The sequence below is a fragment of the Jidongwangia harbinensis genome (assembly GCF_020216025.1).
Classification (GTDB): domain Bacteria; phylum Actinomycetota; class Actinomycetes; order Mycobacteriales; family Micromonosporaceae; genus Actinoplanes; species Actinoplanes harbinensis.
The window spans coordinates 404,374-425,624 of the sequence record NZ_JAIWNC010000003.1 but is presented as its reverse complement, the minus strand read 5'-3'; the positions used below and the strand labels follow the sequence as shown (position 1 = coordinate 425,624).

Annotated in this window: 18 protein-coding genes; 12 read left to right on the top strand and 6 right to left on the bottom strand. The window is 72.5% G+C overall.

What is annotated here, in order from left to right; translation table 11 throughout:
- Window positions 1-12: 12 nt before the first annotated feature.
- A complete protein-coding gene (locus LDL48_RS06700; RefSeq protein WP_225254104.1) occupies window positions 13-543 on the bottom strand; it encodes a PadR family transcriptional regulator in 531 nt (176 codons plus the stop codon).
- A 391-nt stretch (window positions 544-934) separates the two neighbouring features.
- Between LDL48_RS06700 and LDL48_RS06695 the strand changes: the two genes are divergently transcribed.
- The 3 genes from LDL48_RS06695 (at window position 935) to LDL48_RS06685 (ending at window position 3,622) form a co-directional block, all read left to right on the top strand.
- Entirely contained in the window at window positions 935-2,005 is a 1,071-nt protein-coding gene (locus LDL48_RS06695; protein WP_225254103.1) for a type I glyceraldehyde-3-phosphate dehydrogenase, read from the top strand.
- Window positions 2,006-2,028: 23 nt separating this feature from the next.
- On the top strand, window positions 2,029-2,940 hold the full coding sequence (locus LDL48_RS06690; RefSeq protein WP_225254102.1) for a threonine/serine dehydratase: 912 nt from the start codon (window positions 2,029-2,031) through the stop codon (window positions 2,938-2,940).
- Between the two features lie 79 nt (window positions 2,941-3,019).
- On the top strand, window positions 3,020-3,622 hold the full coding sequence (locus LDL48_RS06685; protein WP_225254101.1) for a M15 family metallopeptidase: 603 nt from the start codon (window positions 3,020-3,022) through the stop codon (window positions 3,620-3,622).
- Here LDL48_RS06685 and LDL48_RS06680 read toward each other — a convergent pair.
- Entirely contained in the window at window positions 3,619-4,416 is a 798-nt protein-coding gene (locus LDL48_RS06680; RefSeq protein WP_225254100.1) for a class I SAM-dependent methyltransferase, read from the bottom strand. The genes LDL48_RS06685 and LDL48_RS06680 overlap by 4 nt on opposite strands.
- 112 nt (window positions 4,417-4,528) lie before the next feature.
- Here LDL48_RS06680 and LDL48_RS06675 point away from each other — a divergent pair, with 112 nt between their 5' ends.
- The 4 genes from LDL48_RS06675 (at window position 4,529) to LDL48_RS06660 (ending at window position 9,736) form a co-directional block, all read left to right on the top strand.
- Window positions 4,529-5,554, top strand: coding sequence for an aspartate-semialdehyde dehydrogenase (locus tag LDL48_RS06675; protein WP_225254099.1), 1,026 nt, complete (start codon window positions 4,529-4,531; stop codon window positions 5,552-5,554).
- 169 nt (window positions 5,555-5,723) lie between these two features.
- Window positions 5,724-5,930, top strand: a complete 207-nt coding sequence (locus tag LDL48_RS06670; protein ID WP_225254098.1) for a hypothetical protein — start codon at window positions 5,724-5,726, stop codon at window positions 5,928-5,930.
- Between the two features lie 92 nt (window positions 5,931-6,022).
- A complete protein-coding gene (locus tag LDL48_RS06665) occupies window positions 6,023-8,254 on the top strand; it encodes a hypothetical protein (RefSeq protein ID WP_225254097.1) in 2,232 nt (743 codons plus the stop codon).
- Between the two features lie 72 nt (window positions 8,255-8,326).
- A complete protein-coding gene (locus tag LDL48_RS06660) occupies window positions 8,327-9,736 on the top strand; it encodes an RNB domain-containing ribonuclease (RefSeq protein ID WP_225254096.1) in 1,410 nt (469 codons plus the stop codon).
- A gap of 32 nt (window positions 9,737-9,768) precedes the next feature.
- On the opposite strand, the gene LDL48_RS06655 is transcribed toward LDL48_RS06660, so the two are convergent.
- The 4 genes from LDL48_RS06655 to LDL48_RS06640 all read right to left on the bottom strand — a co-directional run bounded on the left by LDL48_RS06655 (window position 9,769) and on the right by LDL48_RS06640 (window position 14,440).
- Window positions 9,769-11,172, bottom strand: coding sequence for an FAD-dependent oxidoreductase (locus tag LDL48_RS06655; protein ID WP_225254095.1), 1,404 nt, complete (start codon window positions 11,170-11,172; stop codon window positions 9,769-9,771).
- 70 nt (window positions 11,173-11,242) lie between these two features.
- On the bottom strand, window positions 11,243-11,674 hold the full coding sequence (locus tag LDL48_RS06650; protein WP_225254094.1) for a VOC family protein: 432 nt from the start codon (window positions 11,672-11,674) through the stop codon (window positions 11,243-11,245).
- A 57-nt stretch (window positions 11,675-11,731) separates the two neighbouring features.
- Window positions 11,732-12,565: a 3-methyl-2-oxobutanoate hydroxymethyltransferase gene (gene panB, locus LDL48_RS06645; protein WP_225254093.1), complete on the bottom strand. Its 834-nt coding sequence runs from the start codon at window positions 12,563-12,565 to the stop codon at window positions 11,732-11,734.
- Window positions 12,566-12,664: 99 nt separating this feature from the next.
- The gene (locus tag LDL48_RS06640) at window positions 12,665-14,440 is read right to left on the bottom strand and encodes an NAD+ synthase (protein WP_225254092.1); all 1,776 of its coding nucleotides are present in this window, start codon (window positions 14,438-14,440) and stop codon (window positions 12,665-12,667) included.
- Between the two features lie 171 nt (window positions 14,441-14,611).
- Here LDL48_RS06640 and LDL48_RS06635 point away from each other — a divergent pair, with 171 nt between their 5' ends.
- The 5 genes from LDL48_RS06635 to LDL48_RS06615 all read left to right on the top strand — a co-directional run bounded on the left by LDL48_RS06635 (window position 14,612) and on the right by LDL48_RS06615 (window position 21,248).
- The gene (locus tag LDL48_RS06635) at window positions 14,612-15,964 is read left to right on the top strand and encodes a glutamine synthetase family protein (protein ID WP_225254091.1); all 1,353 of its coding nucleotides are present in this window, start codon (window positions 14,612-14,614) and stop codon (window positions 15,962-15,964) included.
- A gap of 77 nt (window positions 15,965-16,041) precedes the next feature.
- Complete coding sequence (locus LDL48_RS06630; protein ID WP_225254090.1) at window positions 16,042-16,467, top strand: DUF350 domain-containing protein; 426 nt, start codon at window positions 16,042-16,044, stop codon at window positions 16,465-16,467.
- A gap of 28 nt (window positions 16,468-16,495) precedes the next feature.
- Window positions 16,496-17,377: an alpha/beta fold hydrolase gene (locus LDL48_RS06625; RefSeq protein ID WP_225254089.1), complete on the top strand. Its 882-nt coding sequence runs from the start codon at window positions 16,496-16,498 to the stop codon at window positions 17,375-17,377.
- 9 nt (window positions 17,378-17,386) lie between these two features.
- The gene (locus LDL48_RS06620; RefSeq protein WP_225254088.1) at window positions 17,387-18,172 is read left to right on the top strand and encodes a type 1 glutamine amidotransferase; all 786 of its coding nucleotides are present in this window, start codon (window positions 17,387-17,389) and stop codon (window positions 18,170-18,172) included.
- 40 nt (window positions 18,173-18,212) lie between these two features.
- Window positions 18,213-21,248, top strand: coding sequence for a bifunctional [glutamine synthetase] adenylyltransferase/[glutamine synthetase]-adenylyl-L-tyrosine phosphorylase (locus tag LDL48_RS06615; protein WP_225254087.1), 3,036 nt, complete (start codon window positions 18,213-18,215; stop codon window positions 21,246-21,248).
- Window positions 21,249-21,251: the final 3 nt, after the last annotated feature.

Below are 21,251 nucleotides of genomic sequence, written 5' to 3'. Positions count from 1 at the left end.
GGTCTCCCAGGGTCAGTCGGTGTCGGTGTCGGTGCCGAGGAGTTCGCGCAGCCAGGCGCGTTCGGCGCGGCTGGTCGCGCGGGCGGAGAGCAGAATCCCGCGGCGGTACGGGTCGGCGATGTCGGCGGCGCGCAGCGGGCGGTCGCCGTCGTAGAAGAAGCTCGCGGGTTGTGACAGGAACTCCAGCCGCCGGCGCAGCACCGCGTCGCGGTCCGCCGGACCGGGCAGCTTCGACAGGAACGCCAGTACCACGAAGAACCGGTGTCCGTCGGTGATGTCGTGCCCGGCGGCGTCGCGCAACCGCTGCGTCAGGCGGGCGCGGCCGGCGTCGGTGAGGTGCAGCGTGTGCCGCTGGGCGCCGGCCCGGCCCGGTCCGGTCTCCCGGGTGATCGAGCCGTCGGCGACCAGGCGGGTGATCGCGGGGTAGAGCGTGCCGTCGCTGATCGTGCGGGCGTACCCGTGCAACTGCTCCATGCGGCGGCGCAGCTCGTACCCGTGCAGGGGTCCGTCGGCGAGGAAACCCAGGATCATCAGCTCGATCACGAACTCACGTTATACCTCGATTCGAGGTATAGCACTGAGTGCTCGGTCACCCGCGCCCCTGTGCGGTCGTCATTGCCCTCCGTAATCCCGAGCGCACGTTAAACCGCAAATGGCTCAACAAATCCCCACCATCGAAACGACAAATTCACCATTGTCACTGTGCCGAGCGCGTCACACTCCGGTGGGGTAGTGGCAGCTCAGCGTGGTCACCGGCGCTAACGTGGCCCGGCACTGGCAACTCCCCGGCCAGTCGTGCCGTCCTGTGTGGTGTGTCGTTGACGTGCAAGTTGCACACTCATAGTGTCGGTAAAGTAACTCCGAGTATAAATTGGGCGGTCCCTCGGGGTCGTGCCGCAGGGACACCAGTCAACCGGCCTTTTGAGGAGCCCTGGTGAGCGTCAGGATCGGCATCAACGGCTTCGGCCGGATCGGTCGGAGCATCACCCGCATCGTCGCCACGACGCCGGACTGCGGGGTCACCATTCGCGCCGTCAACGATCTGGCCTCGGTCGACAAGCTCGGGTACGGCCTCCGCCGGGACAGCATCCGCGGATCGTTCCCGGGGACCGTCACCACCCGCCCGGACCACCTGGTCGTGAACGGCCGTCCGATCCGGGCGTTCTGCCAGTCCAACCCGGAGCGCATCCCGTGGGCCGACGCCGGCGTGGACGTGGTCATCGATGCCACCGGCAAGTTCCGGTCCGGCGAGGCGGCCCGGGGGCACATCACCGGCGGCGGCGCCCGCAAGGTGGTGGTCAGCGCGTCGGCTGACGAACCGGACGCGTTCCTGGTGTACGGCGTGAACCACCACACCTACGACCCGGACCGGCACCACGTGGTGTCGCCCGCCTCGTGCGGGGTGAACGCGCTGACCATGATGGCCAAGGTCCTGCTCGACCGCTTCGGGCTGCACTCGGTCACCACGTCGGTGGTGCTGGCCGTGCAGGGGTGGCAGCGGTCGCACGACGCGATGATCGGCACGTCCCGCAACGACCCGCGGCTCGGCCGGGCCGCGAACGAGAGCATCATCCCGCACAACTACGTGGTCGGTGACCTGGTCCGGCGGGCCCTGCCGGGACTCGGCGAGATCATGTTCAGCTACTACTGCGTACCCACGCCGATCGGCTCGCTGGCCGAACTCACCGGCCGGACCGACCGCCCGGTCGGCGTCGAGGAGGTGAACCGGGCGATGGCCGAGGCGGCGGCCGGTCCGCTGCGCGGGCTGCTGGCGTACGACCCGGACCCGACGGTCTCCATCGACGTGAAGAACAGCCCCGCCTCCTGCCTGCTTGACCCGTCCGGGACCCAGACCACCGAGTCCGGCGGCATCCGGGTCCGCGGCTGGTTCGACAACGAGTGGGGCTTCTCGCACCGGCTGCTCGACCTCGCCCGGCTGGTCGGCGCGCGCTCCGACCCGAGCATGGTGCCGTCCACGCCGCTGGCCAGCTGGAGCATCGTCTGACGCCCGGACCTAGAATCGGTTCGATGATCAACCAGGACGAGGTACGCGCGGCGGCCACCCGGATCGCCGGCCGGGTCCGGCGCACCCCGGTGCTGGACGCGGGCGGGTCGTGGTGGTTCAAGCTGGAGTACCTCCAGCACGCCGGCTCGTTCAAGACCCGGGGCATGGTCAACAAGATGCTCGCCGCGGGCCCGCTGCCGCCGGCCGGCGTGGTGGCCGCGTCCGGCGGCAACGCCGGGCTGGCCGCCGCGTACGCGGCCCGCGAGCTGGGTGTGCCGGCCGAGGTGTACGTGCCGGAGACCGCTCCGCCGGTCAAGGTCGCCAAGCTGGCCAAGCTGGGCGCCCGGGTCACCCAGGTCGGCGCGGAGTACGCCGAGGCGTACGCCGCCGCGGTGGTGCACGCCGAGCGGACCGGGGCGCTGTTCTGCCACGCGTACGACGATCCGGACATGGTGGCCGGCAACGGCACGCTCGGGCTGGAACTGCGCGAACAACTGGCCGGTGCCTTCGACACGGTGCTGGTGGCGGTCGGCGGCGGCGGCCTGATCGCCGGGGTGGCCGCCGCGCTGCACGATTCCGCCCGGATCGTCGCGGTGGAACCGGAGACCTGCGCGGCGCTGCATGCCGCGCTCGCCGCCGGTGCGCCGGTCGACGTGCCGGTCTCCGGGGTGGCCGCCGACTCGCTCGGTGCGCGCCGGGTCGGCGAGATCGCGTACCGGACCGCGGTGGCCACCGGGCTCACCTCGGTGCTCGTCGACGACCAGGCGATCGTGGACGCGCGACGGCGGCTGTGGGAGGACTACCGGATCGCGGTGGAGCACGGCACCGCGGCCGGGTACGCGGCCGTACTGTCCGGCGGTTACACCCCCGCGCCGGGCGAGCGGGTCGTGGTGCTGCTCTGCGGCGCCAACACCGACCCGGCCGGCCTCGCCTGATTCCACCCGCTCGCGCTCAGCGGATCGCCGACCCCGCCGATGGGGAGGTGGTCGAGGCGTCGAGCAACCGGGAGGCCCCGTGGGAATCGAGCAGGTCAACAGCCGCATCGCGAGCATCCAGAGCCGCATCATCGCGCTGCAGACACAGCAGGCCGGGCAGGTCACCAAGACCGCGTCCGGCACGTCGACCTCGGGCACCTCGTTCGCCACACACCTCTCCGACGCGGTGGCGAACTCGTCGCAGACCACCGCGGCGTCGGACAAGACCTACAAGCTGAACAGCAAGGGTGTGCCGGTCGAGCTGGCCGCGTACGGCAACGGGAAGGTCCCGCCGAACGCGCTGGGACAGGTCGGCAACACCGGGCACCGGCTCTGGGCGCCGGCCGCCGAGCAGCTGAACTCGATGATCGCCGACGCCAAGCGGGACGGCGTGAAGATCGGCATCACCGACTCGTACCGCTCGTACGACGAGCAGGTCGACGTGGCCCGCCGCAAGGGCCTGTACTCGCAGGGCGGGCTCGCGGCCAAGCCCGGCACCAGCGAACACGGCTGGGGCATGGCCGCCGACCTGGACCTGAACGGCAAGGCGCTGGCGTGGATGCGGGAGAACGCCGGCAAGTACGACTTCGTGGAGAACACGCCCCGGGAGACCTGGCACTGGGCGTACAAGCCGAAGAGCTAGACCCGGCAGAGCAGCTCGCCGTGCAGGATGGAGAACCAGCCGTCCGGGTCGGCGGCCCAGCGCCGCCAGGCGTCCGAGATCCGGTGCAGGTCCGCCTCCGTGGCGGCGCCGGTCCGGACCGCCGTCCGGGCCAGGTCGGACTGCACGATCCGGTCCGCCCACATGCCACCCCACCAGGCACGGTCCTCGTCGTCGGCGAAGCACCAGGTGCTCGACGACACGGTCGCGCCGGTGAGCCCGGCCGCCCGGGCCCAGGACTGCAGCCGCCGCCCGGCGTCCGGCTCGCCACCGTTGCCGCGTGCCACCGTCCGGTACAGGTTCAGCCACTCGTCCAACTCGGGCAGCAGCGGGAACCAGGCGAAGCCGGTGTAGTCGCTGTCGCGTACCGCGATCAGGCCGCCGGGCCGCGTCACCCGCCGCATCTCGCGCAACGCGGCGACCGGGTCGGCGACGTGCTGCAGCACCTGATGGGCGTGCGCCACGTCGAACGTCGCGTCCGGGAAGTCCAGCGCGTGCACGTCGCCGACCGCGAAGTCGACGGTGGTCAGCCCGCGCCGGCCGATCTCGGCGCGGGCCAGGTCGAGGGCCGCGTCGGTGAGTTCCAGCGCGGTGACGCGGCCGGGCGCGACGCGCGTCGCGAGGTCGGCCGTGATGGTGCCCGGGCCGCATCCGATGTCCAGCACCGAAAGTCCGGAAGAAAGGTGGGGGAGCAGGTGGCCGGCCGAATTCTCTGCGGTACGCCACCGGTGCGAGCGCAGGACCGATTCGTGGTGCCCGTGGGTGTACGTCGTCATGTCTCCGACGCTAGCCCCGCAGTCCTGAAATATGGAACGGTACTCTCACTATATGGAAGCAGTGGCGAATCCTGATTTCTTCGGCGGGAGGTCAGGCCGTACTTTTAACGGCATGAGGATCGGCATCGTAGGCGCGACGGGACAGGTCGGCGGCGTCATGCGCCGCATCCTGGCCGAGCGCGACTTCCCCGTGGACCAGCTCCGGCTCTTCGCCTCCGCCCGCTCCGCCGGGCGCACCCTGCCGTGGGGCGACGGCGAGGTGACCGTCGAGGACGCCGAGACGGCCGACTACCGCGGCCTCGACATCGTGCTGTTCTCGGCGGGCAAGGGCAGTTCCAAGGAGTACGCCCCCCGCGTCGCGGACGCCGGTGCCGTGGTCATCGACAACTCGTCGGCGTACCGGATGGACCCCGACGTCCCGCTCGTCGTGGCCGAGGTCAACCCGGACGCCGCCCGGCAACGGCCCAAAGGCATCATCGCCAACCCGAACTGCACCACGATGGCCGCGATGCCGGTGCTGCGCCCGCTGCACGACGAGGCCGAACTGGTCGCGCTGGTCGCCACCACGTACCAGGCGGTCTCCGGTGCCGGCCTGGCCGGCGTCGCCGAGCTGGACGAGCAGATCAAGAAGGTCGCCGACCGGGCCACCGAGCTGGCCCACGACGGCGCCGCGGTGGAGTTCCCGGCGCCCCGGTCGTTCGCCCGGCCGATCGCGTTCAACGTGCTGCCGCTGGCCGGCTCGATCGTCGAGGACGGCAGCGACGAGACCGACGAGGAACAGAAGCTGCGCAACGAGAGCCGCAAGATTCTCGGCATTCCCGGGCTCAAGGTCTCCGGCACCTGCGTACGGGTGCCGGTCTTCACCGGCCACTCGCTGCAGGTGAACGCGCGCTTCGCCCGGCCGGTCACGCCGGCCCGCGCCCGGGAACTGCTCGCCGCCGCGCCCGGCGTCGAGCTGTCCGACGTCCCGACGCCGCTGCAGGCGGCCGGCCGGGACCCGACCTTCGTCGGCCGGATCCGCGTCGACGAGACCGTCGAGAACGGCCTCGCGCTCTTCCTGTCGAACGACAACCTGCGCAAGGGCGCCGCCCTCAACGCCGTGCAGATCGCCGAGCTGGTGGCGGCCGAGCTGCGCTGAATCCCGCCGATCCGACGCCCGCTCCACCAACGAGGTGGGGCGGGCGTCGCCGTTCCACCGGCCGTCCGGGATCGGCTAGCACACCCCATTCCGGCGTTCTACATTGGAAAATGGGGACTTTTTACCCGAATCGGTAGCGCATGGTGGGTTTGAGGTGCACAGTGATGGCATGAACGACAGTGGGCCCGGCACAGGCGCCTATTTCTGGTGCCTGCGCCACAGCCGGGTCGAGTCGGGCGACGACGTCTGTCCCGCCCAGTACCGGCTCGGTCCCTACGCCACGGCTGACGACGCCACGCGGGCACTCGAGACGGTCGAGAAGCGCAATGCGGAGTGGGATGCCGAGGACGCCCGCTGGACCGGGGAGGAACGCTAGCCAGACCGGCGCCGACCCCTGAGTCCACGCCGGAACGTCGCAGTCTCCAGGCGGAGACGAGCCCGCAGTCATTCGCAAGGAGGAACATCCCCATGGCCGCTGCCACAAAGGCCTCGACCAGACCGGCCGGTGCCAAGAGCACCCCGGCAAAATCCACATCCACATCCGGTACGGCGGCCCGCACCGCCAAGCCGGCCTCACCCCGTCCGACCGCGGCCCGGAGCAACGCCAAGCCGGCCGCGGGGGCGTCGTCCACCCGGAGCACGGTTGCGCGCGGGGGCGCTGCCGCGAAGCCGGGTACGACCGCCAGGACCGCTGGTGCCGCCAAGACCGCTGGTGCGGCCAAGGTTGCTGGTGCTGCCAAGACCGGTGGTGCTGCCAAGACCGGTGGTGCTGCCAAGGCTGCTGGTGCGGTCAAGGGCGCTGCTGCGGCGGTGAAGACCGCTGGTGCGGCCGTGACTGGTGGTGCCGGTCGGAAGAGTGGCGCGTCGGCCGGGCGCGCGTCGACGGTGAAGAGCGCGGCGAGTAAGGCGGTGACGGCCGCTAAGTCGGTGGCTGGTAAGGCGGCTGCTGGTAAGGCGGCTCCGGCTCGGACGGCGAGCAGGTCGGCTGCCGTTAAGCCGGCCGCCGCAAAGCCGTCTACCGCCAAGTCAGCTGCCGTTAGGTCGGCTGCTGCCAAGCCGTCCGTTGCCAAGTCGGTCACGGCCAAGTCGGGTGTCGCTAAGTCGGCTGGTGTTGCGTCGGGCACCGCCAAGTCGGCCTCGGCCAAGGCTGGTTCTTCCAGGCCGGCTGCTGCCAAGGCGGCGCCCGCTCGGTCGGCTGCTGCTAAGTCGGCCGCTTCCAAGGCGGCTACTGCCAAGGCGGCTACTGCCAAGGCGGCTACTGCCAAGGCGGCTACTGCCAAGGCGGCTACTGCCAAGGCGGCTACTGCCAAGGCGGCGAAGTCGGCCGCTTCCAAGTCCGGTTCTGCGAAGTCGGCGGTTGCCAAGACCGCGGCGGCGGCCTCCACTCGGGCGGCGGCGAAGGCGGCCGGTAGCGCCTCCGCGTCGACGCGGCCCGGTGCGGCGAAGGCCGGATCACGGACCGGGGCCAAGGCGGTTCCGCCGGCGGGCCGGGCGACGGCTTCGCGGCCCGCGGCCAAGTCGGGATCGTCGCGCACCGGAGCCAAGAAGGTCGCTGCCGCCTCGTCGAACGGCACCAAGCCCATGACGGTGAGCGCGTCTACCGGACAGACCACCGCCGCGAAGCGCACCTCGGCCGCCACCTCGAAGACCAGCGCCGCCAAGACCTCGGCGACCAGGATTGCGGCTGCCAAGTCGCCGGCCACGAAGACGGCCGTGAACCGGGGCCCGGCGACGCAGAAGGTTCCGACGGTGAAGTCGGCGGCGGCCAGGGCGGGGGTCAGCAAGTCAGCGGGCGCGAGGCCGGTGCCGAGCCGGGCGACCGGCGCCACCGCGGCCGCCACGGTCAAGAAGGCGGCGAAGAAGGCGGCGAAGAGCGTGGACACTGCGGCGTCCTCGGTCAGAGGTTCCGCAGCGAAGAATTCAGCCGGCAAGGGTTCTGCGAGCAAGGTCTCTGCCGGCAAGGTCTCTGCCGGCAAGGGGGCCGTGGCCAAGACCGCAGGCAAGGCTGCCGCGGTGGCGAAGTCGGCGGCAGCCAAGGTCACCGGCAAGGCGGCCAAGTCGGCCGCACCGAAGTCGGCCGCACCGAAGTCGGCCCCACCGAAGTCGGCTGCGGCCAAGTCGACCGGCAGCAGAGCGGCGGCCACGAAGGTGACCAGGCCGGGCAGTCCGAAGGCAACCAGCGGCAAGGCGACGGTCGCCAAGGCAACTGCCGGAAATGCAACTGCCGGAAAGGCAACGGTCGCCAAGGCCACGGCGGTCAAGGGGACCGGGACGGCTAAGGCGGTCAAGGGGACTGGGACGGCTAAGGCGGTCAAGGGGACCGGGGCGGCTAAGGCGGTCAAGGGGACCGGGGCGGCCAAGGCGGTCAAGGGGACCGGGGCGGCCAAGGCGGCCACCGGGACCAGCGGGTCGACCGGGACCACGGCGAGGAAGGTGGCCGGAAGTGCGGCGGCCACGGCGCGGAAGGCTCCGGCGAAGTCTGCCCCGGCCCGCGGCGTGACCGCTCGCAATGCCGGTAACAACGCCGCGCGTACCACCACTGCCGGGAAGGCGGGCAACGCGGCCCGGGGCGGCGGTACCGCGAAGAACTCGGCGACCAACGCCGCCCGGATGCCGGCCCCGGCATCGGCGACGGCGGTGCGGAAGGCGGCCGCGGGCAACCGGCGTACCGGAAAGAAGGCCGGCGCCACCACCCGCTGATCGATGGTGCCGACGAAGGGCCACGCCGCACGGCGTGGCCCTTCGCATGCCGCCTGCTGGTAGGAATGACCCGTGCCGATCAAACGGGTGTGGGCTCCGCGCATGGACTTTTCCGTGCTGCGGCGTGAACTGGAACTTCCGGGCGACTTCCCGGCCGACGCGCAGGCCGAGGCGGAGGCCGCCGTGCGGAACCCGATGCCGGTCACGGACCGGACGGCGGTGCCGTTCGTGACGATCGACCCGGCGTCCTCCCGGGACCTGGACCAGGCGATGCACCTCAGCCGGCGGCCGGGTGGCGGCTACCGGGTGGAGTACGCGATCGCGGACGTGGCCTCCTACGTGCGGCCGGGCGGGCCGTTGGAGGCCGAGACGTGGCGGCGCGGGCAGACCATCTACCTGCCGGACGGGCGGATTCCGCTGCACCCGCCGGTGCTCAGCGAGGACTCGGTCAGCCTGTTCCCGGACGTGGACCGGGCCGCGGTGGTGTGGACGCTCGACCTGGACGCGGACGGTGCCGTGACGGCGGTGCGTCTGGAGCGGGCCCGGGTACGCAGCCGGGCGAAGCTGGACTACGCGGGCGTGCAGGCGGCGGTGGATGCGGGGGCGGCGCCGGAGCCGGTCGCGCTGCTGCCCGAGTTGGGTGCGCTGCTGGCGTCCCGGGCGGCGGCGCGGGGCGCGGTCGACCTGCCGCTGCCGGAGCAGGAGATCGAGCCGGACGGTGACGGGTGGCGGCTGGTGCTGCGGGCGCCGCTGGCGGTGGAGGAGCACAACGCGCAGATCTCCCTGCTCACCGGGATGGCCGCGGCCACGCTCATGCTGGACGGTGGCATCGGGCTGCTGCGCACCATGCCGCCGCCGCGCCCGGCGGCGGTGCAGAAGCTGCGGGCCGCGGCGGAGTCGCTCGGTGTGGCCTGGCCCGCGGGTGCCTCGGTGGGCGCCGTGGTCGCCGGGGTGGACCCGGGCAGCCCGCGCGGGGCGGCGTTCCTCGACCAGGCGGCCGAGCTGCTGCGCGGCGCGGGATACACGGCGTTCGACGGGACGGCGCCGGCGGAGACCGGGCACGGCGGGGTGGGCGCGCCGTACGCGCACGTCACCGCGCCGCTGCGCCGGCTCGCCGACCGGTACGCCACCGAGGCGTGCCTGGCGTTGCACGACGGGCGGGCGGTGCCGGACTGGGTGCGCGACGCGCTGCCGCGCCTGCCGAAGACCATGTCCAGCACCGACCGGGTGGCGTCGGCGGCCGACCGGGGCGCGGTGGCCCTGGCCGAGGCGGTGCTGCTGGAGCACCGCGTCGGCGAGGTGTTCGACGTCGGCGTACTGGACGTCGACGACCGCCCGGACCAGCCGGGTGGCACGGTGGCGCTGGACGATCCGGCGGTGGTGGCCCGCTGCCGCGGCGACCTGCCGCTGGGGGAGCGGATCTCCGCCCGGCTCGCGGTGGCCGACCCGGCGACCCGGACCGTCCAGTTCGAGAAGGTCTAGGCGCCCGTCCCGGCGGGCCGGCGGCCGGTCGGCTAGGCGGCGATGTCCGGCAGCAGGGCCTCCGCGCCGGTCCAGATCCGGGTCGAGTTGTGCGAGTGGAACGCCGCGCCGGAGTAGTAGGTGTGCCGGCGGCCCTGCAGCGCGTTGAGCCGGCGGTAGAACCCGGCCGCGATCGCCTCGGGACGGACGTGCAGCTCGAACGGGGTGTGGCTCTTGAACACCTCGAGTTCCTCGAAGCGGAGCGGGTGGGTGCCGGCCGCCGCGACCCGTTCGATGTCGGCCCGGATGTTGCGGCGGACCCGGTCCTCGCTCAACGGGGACGGGCTGCCGTACTTGACGTTGAAGAGGCCGGGGATGCCGGTGGGGCTGGTGCCGTAGAGGCCCGGCAGCGGCGGCAGATGGTACGGCGTTCCGGCGGCCACATTATCCAGGCTGAGGTTGTCGGGCAGCCCGGACAGGCGGACCACGCCGGTGTAGTAGGCGCCGCTGATGAACTGGCCGAACACCGACCGTTCGTGGCCGTCCAGGTCGAAGCCGGTGAAGGTGCGCGGCAGCGGCGGCGCGGTGACCACCAGCTTCTTCGCCAGGATCAGGCACGGCCCGTCGGGCGTGGCGACCAGCACCCGGACCCCGGTGCCGGACCGGTCCACCCGCAGCACCCGGGAGCTCAGCAGCGCGTTCTCGCCGAGGTGGGCGGTGGCCCGTTCGTACAGCAGGCTGTTGTTGCGGGCGGCGGTGGTGAGGAACGAACCGCCGAGGATGTTGCGCACCACGCCCTGGCCGAACGTGTTGATCGGGTAGAGCGCGGGCAGGCCGAGGACGTCGCCCAGGCCCTGGCCGTAGTTGAACACCAGCGGGACGATCGAGCCGAGATCGTACTTCTCGACGAAGTCGCCGAACGGGGCCACCAGGTCGTGCGGGACCGGGTCGGGCAGGTCGAAGACCGTGTCGATCGGGCCGTACTGGCTGATCAGCTCGAGGTACCGGGGCAGGGCGACCGGCGCGGGCGGGGTGTAGTCGACCGGCCGGCCGGTGCGGAAGTCGACGTAGGAGGTGGCTCCGCCGGGGCCGCCGATCGGCGCCAGCTCCACCCCGAAGCGGTCGAAGTGCCGGCGGACCAGCGGGTTGTCCTCGAAGACGACGACGCCGATGTCGACCGTGCCGCCGGTCTCCGGGTCGTGGTAGGTCTCGGCGTGGCCGCCCAGCCGCCCGGTGGACTCCACCACCACGACGCTGCGGTCGAGGTCGCCGAGCCGGACCGCGATGTACGTGCCGGCCGACCCGCCCCCGATCACGCACACGTCCCGGCGGATCACCCGGGGGGTGCCGGCGGCGGGCGCCGCGGCACCGGCCGCGGACGGGGTGAGCGACGCGGCGACGGATCCGGCCGCCGTCGCACCCATCAGCTTGAGCATCTGCTTGCGAGTCAGTTCCACGGCCGTTCCCTCCTGGCGTGAACAGGCGGACCGCACCAGCTTACGGACGATCGTCCACAAGGGAAGGATCTCAGGGCAACCGGGGAATCTCGCGGTCGTCGAGCGGCCAGCCCGGGTTGTAGGTGATCTCCCAGAGATGGCCGTCGGGGTCGGTGAAGTAGCCCAGGTAGCCGCCCCACTCGGCGGAACCGCCGGCCTTCACCAGCGTCGCCCCGGCCCGGACCACGGCCCGCAACGCCTCGTCGACGGCGGCCGGGCTGTCCACGTTGATCGCCAGCATGGTGCCGCGGAAGCCGGCGGGGGCCGGCGGCAGGTTCGTGTCGGCGGCCAGGTGGTCCGCGGCGACCAGCGACAGCAGGCCGCCGGCGGTGTGGAAGAAGCTGACCACGCCGGGTACCGAGGCCGGAGACAGCCGCCAGCCGAGCGATTCGTAGAACTCGGTCGAGCGGGCCACGTCGGCGACCCCGAGGGTGGCGAGGCTGACTCGCGGCGGTACGGACATGGCAGGAAGTCTGCCACTGACCTGATCTTCGCGAACCGGCCCCGCCACGGCGCGGGGTTACTCGAAGGTGTGCTCGGCGGCCGGGAACTCGCCGTGGCGCACCTCGTCGGCGAACCGGCGGGTGGCGTCGCCGAGCACGCCGGCCAGGTCGGCGTACCGCTTGACGAAGCGGGGTGCCTTGCCGGTGCGCAGGCCGGCCATGTCCTGCCAGACCAGCACCTGCGCGTCGGTGTCCGGGCCGGCGCCGATGCCCACGGTCGGGATCGGCAGCTCCTTGGTGACCTGCTTGGCCACCTCGCCGGGCACCATCTCCAGGACCACCGCGAACGCGCCGGCCTCGGCCACCGCGCGGGCGTCCGCGAGCACCTCGGCGCCGTCGTTCTCCCGGCCCTGCACCCGGTAGCCGCCGATCACGTGTTCGCTCTGCGGTGTGAAGCCGATGTGCGCCATCACCGGGATGCCGGCGTTGGTGAGCGCCTCGATCTGCGCGGCGACCCGGCGGCCGCCCTCCAGCTTGACGGCGTGGCAGCCGCCCTCCTTGAGGAACCGGACGGCGGTGCGCAGGGCCTGGGTCGGGCCCTCCTCGTACGACCCGAACGGCAGGTCGCCGACGATCAGCGCGGTCTTGGTGGCGCGCACCACGGCGCGGACCAGGGGCAGCAGGTCGTCGACGGTGACCGGGACGGTCGTCTCGTACCCGAAGACGTTGTTGGCGGCCGAGTCACCGACCAGCAGGACCGGCACGCCGGCGTCGTCGAAGATCGACGCGGTGTACTGGTCGTAGGACGTGAGCATCGGCCAGCGGTCGCCGCGGGTCTTGGCGGCGAGCAGGTCGCGGGTGCGCACCCGGCGGGTCGGTGGGCCGCCGTAGAGCGTGGGCGTCTCGGACATGGTGCACTCCTTCCCTCGAGGCCGCGTGGTGCGGTCCCCGGGTCTGTCTCCGATCGTCGCACCACGATGCCCGCGCTGGTCAGGGGTCAGTGCAATTACTCACACACCTTCGCGAAACCTGTTCGTAATGGGCAGGCGGCGGTCCCGGCCGAAGGCCTTGATGGAGATCTTGGTGCCGGGCGCGGACTGCCGGCGCTTGTACTCGGCCAGGTCGACCATGCGCAGCACCTTGTCCACCAGCTCGGTGTCGTGCCCGGCCGCGATCAGCTGGTCGCGGCCCTGGTCGCCGTCGATGTAGCCGCCCAGGATCGCGTCCAGGACCGCGTAGTCGGGCAGCGAGTCCGTGTCCACCTGGCCCGGGCGCAGCTCCGCGCTGGGCGGCTTGGCGATCGAGTTCTCCGGGATCGGGGGTTCGCCGCCGCGCCGCGCCGCGTCCGCGTTCCGCCAGCGGGCCAGCTTCCACACCATGGTCTTGGGCACGTCCTTGAGCGGGTTGAAGCCGCCCACCGAGTCGCCGTAGAGCGTGGAGTAGCCGACCGCCAGTTCGCTCTTGTTGCCGGTGGTGAGGACCAGGTGGCCCTCCTGGTTCGACAGCGCCATCAGGATGACCGCGCGTACCCGGGCCTGCAGGTTCTCCACCGCCAGCCCGGACAGCGACAGGTTCGCCAGGAACGCGTCGACCATCGCCTGGATCGGCTCGACGCGGTAGTCCAGCCCGGTGCGCTTGGCCAGGTCGGCGGCGTCGTCCCGGGAGTGGCCGGAGGAGAAGCCGCTGGGCATCGAGACGCCGACCACCCGTTCCGGGCCGAGCGCGTCCACCGCGATGGCCGCCACCACCGCCGAGTCGATGCCGCCGGACAGGCCGAACACCACCGAGCGGAAGCCGTTCTTCTCGACGTAGTCGCGCAGGCCCAGGGTGAGCGCGGACCAGATCTCCGCCTCGTCGTTGATCCGGTCGGCGATGCCGCCCACCGCCGGGCCGTCGGCCAGCGGGCGCGGCGGGTGCGTCACCTCGACCCGGCGCACCGGCATGTCGTCGTCCTCGCCGGCCGGGACCTGCTCGGCGCCCGGGTTCGGGGTCGGGTCCACGGCCGGCAGTTCCAGGTCGTGCACCAGCAGGTCCTCGGTGAACTGGCCGGCCCGGGTGAGCAGGTGCCCGTCCGCGGTGACGATCATCGAGTCGCCGTCGAAGACGAGTTCGTCCTGGCCGCCGATCATGTTCACGTACGCCACCGTGGCGCCGGCCTCGGCCGCCCGGCGCTTGACCAGGGGCAGCCGGACGTCGTCCTTGTTCAGCTCGTACGGCGAGGCGTTGATGGTGACGACCAGCCCGACGCCGGCCCGGCGGGCGGCGGCGAACGGGCCGCCGGCCTGCCACAGGTCCTCACAGACGGTGAGCGCGATGTCGACGCCGCCGAACCGCACCACGGTCAGCTCGGCGCCCGGCTCGAAGTAACGGTTCTCGTCGAAGACGCCGTAGTTGGGCAGGTGGTGCTTGAAGTAGGTGGCGACCACCGCGCCGCCGAGCAGTAGCGCGGAGGCGTCCCGGCGGCCGCTGCCGGGCACCGCGTCGGCGCTGGTCGGGGCCGGCCCGTCGGCGTCCACGTAGCCGACCACTACGGCCACGTCGCCCAGGCCGTCGTCGGCCAGGTCCGCGGCGAGCTGTCGCAGCGCCCGCTGTGACGCCGCGACCAGGGAGTCCCGGAAGACCAGGTCCTCGATCGGATAGCCGGTGAGCATCATCTCCGGGAACGCGACCAGCTGGGCACCCGCGCCGGCCGCGGTCCGGGTCCACCGGCGGACGGACGCGGCGTTGCCGGCGATGTCGCCGACGGTCGAGTTCACCTGGGCGAGAGCGATGCGCAGCGTGGGCATGCCCTCATTGTTCCCCAGTGTTGGCCGACGGCATGCGCCTGGCTGCCGTACTGTCGGCTTCTGATCTCGACCACCACCCGGACCGGTTGTCCACCTGGTGGTCGGCGTAATCTCAGCGTAACGGGGCCCAGGAACACTCGGCCCGCCGGAGCGTGAACACGAGGGGTGGACGTGGACCGACAGCAGGAGTTCGTGCTTCGTACGCTCGAGGAGCGCGACATCCGTTTTGTCCGCCTTTGGTTCACCGACGTGCTGGGCACCCTGAAGAGCGTCTCGGTGGCGCCGGCCGAACTGGAGTCGGCGTTCGAGGAGGGCATCGGCATCGACGGCTCGGCGATCGAGGGCTTCGCCCGGGTCTACGAGTCCGACATGGTCGCCATGCCCGACCCCACCACGTTCCAGGTCTTCCCGTTCGAGGGCGGGGCCAGCGGCGAGAGTGCCCGGATGTTCTGCGACATCCTGCTGCCCGACGGCAGCGCCGCCTGGGCCGATCCCCGGCACGTGCTGCGCCGCATGCTGAGCCGGGCCGCGGAGAAGGGCTTCACCTTCTACACCCACCCGGAGATCGAGTTCTTCCTGGTGCAGGACGGCCCGCTGGACGGCTCGCTCCCGATCCCGGTGGACACCGGCGGCTACTTCGACCACACCACCCACTCGGTGGCGCGCGACTTCCGCCGCCAGGCCGTGCTGGCGCTGGAGCGGATCGGCATCTCCGTCGAGTTCAGCCACCACGAGGTCGCGCCCGGCCAGCAGGAGATCGACCTGCGGTACGCGGACGCGCTCACCACCGCGGACAACATCATGACGTTCCGGCACGTGGTCAAGGAGGTGGCGCTGTCCCAGCACGTGCGTGCCACGTTCATGCCGAAGCCGTACACCGACCAGCCGGGCAGCGGCATGCACACGCACCTGTCGCTGTTCGAGGGCGAGCGCAACGCGTTCCACGACGGCGACGACCCGATGAAGCTGTCCAAGACCGCCCGCGCGTTCATCGCCGGCCTGCTGGTGCACGCCCGCGAATACACGGCCGTGACGAACCAGTGGGTCAACTCCTACAAGCGGCTGTTCCCGATGCAGCTGCCGGACCGGATCACCGAGTCGCCGGCGTTCGTCAGCTGGGGCCACCTGAACCGCTCCGCGCTGGTCCGCGTGCCGGCGTTCGGCAAGCCCAACTCGGCCCGGGTGGAGATCCGCTCGATCGATTCGGCCACCAACCCCTACCTGGCCTTCGCGGTGCTGCTCGGTGCCGGCCTGAAGGGCATCGAGGAGGGGTACGAACTCCCGCCGGGCGCCGAGGACGACGTCTGGTCGCTGTCGCCCGCCGAGCGCAAGGCCGCCGGGTACGACGCGCTGCCGGAGAACCTCGCCGAGGCCATCGACGTGATGGAGCAGTCCGAGCTGGTGCCCGAGGTGCTCGGCGAGCACGTGTTCGACTTCTTCCTGCGCAACAAGCGGGCCGAATGGGAGCAGTACCGGCGCGAGGTGACCCCGTACGAGCGCGAGCGGTACCTCGGCGCGCTGTAGATTTTCGTGGCCAGGTGGATCACCTGGGTGTCCGGGTCCGATACCGTGCCCTCTGACGTCGTGACGAGGGAGAAGTCGTGCTGGAAGATCTGCTGAACGGTGCCGGGCGCAGCGTGGTGTTCGGCCTGATCGGTATCGGGCTGATGGCCGTCGGATTCGTCATGGTGGACCTGCTCACGCCGGGCAAGCTGCGCGACCTGATCTGGCGCGACCGCAACCCGAACGCCGCGCTGCTGCTGGCCGCGAACCAGATCGGCATCGCCGCGATCGTGTTCACCGCCATCTTCACCAGCTACGAGTCGTTCACCGAGGGGCTCGCCTCCACGGTGATCTTCGGCATCATCGGCATCGCCATCATGGGCTTCGCGTTCATGGTGCTGGACTGGATGACGCCCGGAAAGCTCGGCGAGGTCATCTGCACCCCGGACCGCCACCCGGGCGCCACGGTCAGCGCCGCGTCCCACTTCGGCGCCGCGCTCATCGTGTGCGCCTGCATCGCCTGAGCCGGTCCCGACCCGCCCGGCCCACGGGATGATCGTCAACGGCATCGACCTGTACGTGCGCCGGCTCGGCGACCCGGCCCTGCCGATGCTCGTGGTGATCCACGGCGGACCCACCTGGGACCACTCCTACCTGCTGCCGGCGGTCGGCGAGCTGGCCGACATCGCCCACGTGGTGCTGTTCGACCTGCGCGGCTGCGGCCGGTCCGCGCGGGTGCCGCCGCTGCCGGAGGCCGCCCTGCAGCCGGACCTGCTGGCCGACGACGTGGCGGCGCTGATCCGGCAGCTCGGCGCGGAGTCGGCGGACGTCCTGGGCTTCTCCTACGGCGGTGGTGTCGCCATGCGCGTCGCCGACCAGCACCCGGACGTGGTGCGCCGGCTGATCCTGGCGTCCACCACCGCGTACGGCGACGTCGAGGCGCGGGTGCCGGCCGAGCGGGCGGCGATGTGCGGCACGGTCGCCCGGGACGACCCGGCGCTGGCCGGCGACGGTGCGCTGAGCCGGGCCATGGCGCACGCCGCGCTCCCGGCGAGCATCTGGCGGCTGGACCGGGCCGACGAGTGGCGGGCCGTCCTCGACCGGGTCCGGTTCTCCAGCGACTGGAACGGCCCGTTCGCGGCCGGCGCGCTGCGGCCGGCCCGGCCGGACGATCCGGCGGCCGTGCTGAACGCCTGGGGCGGGCCGGTGCTGATCCTGCACGGCGAACGGGAGATGACGTTCCCGCCGGCGGTGGCGCGGCGGCTGCACGCCGAGGTACCGGGCAGTGTGCTGGCGATCGTGCCGGAAGCCGCCCACATGGCCCATTTCGACCACCCGGCGGCCTGGCTGGCCGCGATCCGGGACTTCCTGCGCGGCACCGGCCGCCCCGGAGGTGCCGGGGAGGATGGCGGAACTGACGGCCGTACCCGTTAGCCTCGAACCGTGGGGACTGCGCTTGTCATCGAGAACGACCCGTCCGACGATCTGCGCCGGCTGGGTGACTGGCTGGCCGAGGCGGAACTGCCGCTCACCGTGCTGCGGCCGCACGCCGGCGACGCACTGCCGGCCGACCTGGACGGCTACCTGGCGCTGATCGTCCTGGGCGGCGACCAGAGTGCCTACCCGGGCGGTGCCGGTGAGCCGGGTGCGCCGTGGTTCCCGGCGCTGGAAGGGCTGCTGCGCAAGGCGGTGCGCGGGCGCGTACCCACGCTCGGGGTCTGTCTCGGCGGTCAGCTGCTGGCGACCGCCCACGGCGGCCTGGTGGAGCGCAGCACGTCCGGGCCGGAGATCGGGCCGGGCCTGGTGGCGCGCCGGGACGCCGCCGACCAGGACCCACTTTTCAAGTACGTGCCGCTGCTGCCCGACGTGGTGCAGTGGCACCGCGACGAGATCACCGAGTTGCCGCTGAGCGCGGTCCTGCTCGCGGCGTCGACCCGCTACCCCAACCAGGCGTTCCGCATCGGCGACCGGGCGTGGGGGTTGCAGTTCCACATCGAGTGCGACGCCGAGATGATCGCCGGCTGGGCCCGGTCGGACGGCGCCGTCCTCGACGAGCTGGGGTACGACCTGGACACCGTGGTCGCCGCCACCGCCGCCGTGCTGGCCGACGTCGAGGAGGTGTGGCAGCCGTTCGTGGCCCGGTTCGCGGCGCTGGCCCTGGGCACCCTCCCGGACGCCGACATCCCGAACCCGGGCACCGGCCGCACCCTCCCGTTGCTGGGCCAGTGACCGCGGCCGGCGCCTCGGGCGCACCGAACGGTGGCCGGCGATGACCCGGCCGAACCGGCTCGCCCGGTACGGGTTCGCGGACAACGGCGCCAGCGCCGCGGACCTGCTCGGCCCCACCGGGCTGCGGCTGTGGGACCCGGAGACCCGGGAACCGGTGGACGGCGACGCGGCCGAACTGATCCGCTCGCTGTCCCGGGCCGCCGACCCCAACCTGGCGCTGCGGCAGCTGCACCGGCTGATCGAGTCGGCCGGCCGGGCCGCGATCCGGGGCAACGGCGGACCGGTCACCGGCCCGCGCGAGGACATCATGGCGAACCCGGCCACCGACGCGATCCTGGAGTCGCTGTACCGGGACACCGGCCTGCGGCGCCGGGTGATCGCGGTGCTCGGTGCGTCGTCCGCGCTCGGTGATCACCTGGTCGCCAACCCGGAGCAGCTGGGCGTGCTGGCCACCGGCAAGACCGGGCTGCCGCCGAACGCGGAGGGCCGGCTCGCGTCCGGCGACGAGGCCGGCGGCGGGCCGTCGACCGTGCCGGCGCTGCGGCAGGCGTACCGGATGGCTCTGCTGCGCATCGTCGCCGCGGACCTGACCGGCGGCCGCGGCCTGGAACCGACCATGGCCGCGCTGTCCCGGCTGGCCGACGAGACGCTGGCCGCGGCGTACGCGATCGCGGTGGCCGGTCTGCCGGCCGGCACGGCCGAGCCGAAGCTGGCCGTGGTGGCGATGGGCAAGTGCGGCGGCAACGAGCTGAACTACGTCTCCGACGTGGACGTCATCTTCGTCGCGGCCGGCGACGAGGACCTGTCCGCCGGCACCACCGTGGCGGCCGGGCTGATCGAGATCTGTGGGCAGGTCGCCTGGCCGGTGGACGCGGCGCTGCGCCCGGAGGGCAGCCGCGGCCCGCTGGTCCGCACGCTCGCCAGTCATCAGGCGTACTACCGGCGCTGGGCCCGCACCTGGGAGTTCCAGGCGCTGCTCAAGGCCCGTCCGGCGGCCGGTGACCTGGCGCTGGCGCAGGAGTGGATCGACGACGTGGCGCCGCTGGTCTGGCACGCCGCCGAGCGGCCCGAGGCGGTCGACGACGTCCGGGACATGCGCCGCAAGATCATCGAGAACGTGCCGGCGCGGGAACTGGACCGCGAGATCAAGCGCGGGCCGGGCGGGCTGCGGGACATCGAGTTCGCCGTCCAGCTGCTGCAACTCGTGCACGGCCGGGTCGACGAGACGCTGCGCGAACCGGGCACGCTGCCGGCGCTGCGCGCGCTGGTGGCCGGCGGGTACGTGGGCCGGCAGGACGGCGAGACGCTGCTGCGCGGGTACCGCTTCCTGCGTACCGTCGAACACCGCCTGCAGCTGCAGAACCTGCGCCGCACCCACACCGTGCCGGACGAGGAGAAGCTGCTGCGCTGGCTCGCCGCGGCGCTCGGCTACACCCCGGTGGCCGGGCGCGACGCCGTCGAGGCGTTCCGGTCCGACTGGGTGGGTCACGCCGCGCAGGTCCGGCGGCTGCACGTCAAGCTGCTCTATCAGCCGCTGCTGGAGGCGGTGGCCCGGGTGCCGGCCGAGGCGCTGCGGATGACCACCGAGTCGGCCGGCCGCCGGCTGGAGATCCTCGGCTTCTCCGACCCGGACGGCGCGCTGCGGCACCTGCAGGCCCTGACCGGCGGCGTCTCCCGTACCTCGGCCATTCAGCGCACGCTGCTGCCGATGCTGCTGCAGGACTTCGCGGACGCGCCCGAACCCGACCGCGGCCTGCTCAACTACCGGCACGTGTCGGACAAGCTGGGCAGCACGCCGTGGTACCTGCGGCTGCTGCGCGACGGCGGCCCGGTCGCCCGGCGGCTGGCCCGGGTGCTCAGCCTCTCCCGGTACGCCACCGACCTGCTGATCCGCGACCCGGAGGCGTTGCGGCTGCTGGCCAACGACGCGGAACTCCAGCCCCGCCCGCGGGACGTGCTGATCGAAGGGTTCGCCTCGGCCGCCGACCGCCACCTCTCCGGCGACCGCGTCGACCCGGTGCAGGCGATCGTCGCCGTCCGCGCCCTGCGCCGCCGCGAACTGTTCCGGCTGGCCTGCGCGGACATCCTCAGCCGGGCCGGCGACCTGGCGCCCGCGCACCCGCTCGACGTGGACGCCGTCGGGGCCGCGCTGTCCGACGTCACCGACGCCACGCTCAACGCCGCGCTGCGCGCCGCCCGGCGGGCCCATCCCGGCCCGGACGGCCTGCGGTTCGCGATCATCGGGATGGGCCGGCTCGGCGGGTACGAGATGAGCTACCCGTCCGACGCCGACGTGCTGTTCGTGTACTCCCCGCCGGCCGGCACCGCCGACTCGGAGGCCAGCGCCGCCGCCCATCACATCGCCGAGGAACTGCGCCGGCTGCTCGGCGCGCCGGCCCCCGACCCGGCCCTGGGCGTGGACGCCGACCTGCGCCCGGAGGGCCGCCAGGGACCGCTGGTCCGCAGCCTGAACGCGTACCAGCAGTACTACGCCCGCTGGTCGAAGGTGTGGGAGGCGCAGGCGCTGCTGCGGGCCCGGTTCGTCTGCGGCGACGCCGAGCTCGGTGCCCAGTTCGAGGAACTGGCCAACGGCGTGCGCTACCCGCGCGGCGGGCTGACCCGGGAACAGGTGGTGGAGATCCGCCGGCTCAAGGCCCGGGTGGAACGGGAACGGCTGCCCCGCGGCGCCGACCCGCACACCCACACGAAGCTCGGGCGCGGCGGTCTGGCGGACGTCGAGTGGGCGGTGCAGCTGGTGCAGTTGCGGCACGCGTACGCGGTCCCCGATCTGCGTCTGACCTGCACGCTGGAGGTGCTCTCGGCGGCCGGGGACGCCGGGCTGATCGCGAAGGCGGACGTGGCCGCGCTGGCCGCGGGGTGGACCATGGCGGCCCAGGTCCGTAACGCGCTGACGCTGGTCCGGGGCCGGCCGACCGACCAGTTGCCGCCGCACGGGCCGGAACTGGCCGGCACGGTGCAACTGCTCGACGGCGGCGACCCGGGCGAGTTCGTGGACCGGTACCTGCGCACGACCCGGCACTCCCGGGCGGCGATGGAGCGGGTGCTGGAGGCCTGACCC

Excerpts from the sequence above, each read along its gene's own strand:
- LDL48_RS06690 (WP_225254102.1), top strand. The coding sequence starts at position 2,029 with ATGATCAACCAGGACGAGGTACGCGCGGCGGCCACCCGGATCGCCGGC.
- LDL48_RS06675 (WP_225254099.1), top strand. The coding sequence starts at position 4,529 with ATGAGGATCGGCATCGTAGGCGCGACGGGACAGGTCGGCGGCGTCATG.
- LDL48_RS06670 (WP_225254098.1), top strand. The coding sequence starts at position 5,724 with ATGAACGACAGTGGGCCCGGCACAGGCGCCTATTTCTGGTGCCTGCGC.
- LDL48_RS06640 (WP_225254092.1), bottom strand. The coding sequence starts at position 14,440 with ATGCCCACGCTGCGCATCGCTCTCGCCCAGGTGAACTCGACCGTCGGC.
- LDL48_RS06665 (WP_225254097.1), top strand. The coding sequence starts at position 6,023 with ATGGCCGCTGCCACAAAGGCCTCGACCAGACCGGCCGGTGCCAAGAGC.
- LDL48_RS06680 (WP_225254100.1), bottom strand. The coding sequence starts at position 4,416 with ATGACGACGTACACCCACGGGCACCACGAATCGGTCCTGCGCTCGCAC.
- LDL48_RS06615 (WP_225254087.1), top strand. The coding sequence starts at position 18,213 with ATGACCCGGCCGAACCGGCTCGCCCGGTACGGGTTCGCGGACAACGGC.
- LDL48_RS06625 (WP_225254089.1), top strand. The coding sequence starts at position 16,496 with ATGATCGTCAACGGCATCGACCTGTACGTGCGCCGGCTCGGCGACCCG.
- panB (WP_225254093.1), bottom strand. The coding sequence starts at position 12,565 with ATGTCCGAGACGCCCACGCTCTACGGCGGCCCACCGACCCGCCGGGTG.
- LDL48_RS06650 (WP_225254094.1), bottom strand. The coding sequence starts at position 11,674 with ATGTCCGTACCGCCGCGAGTCAGCCTCGCCACCCTCGGGGTCGCCGAC.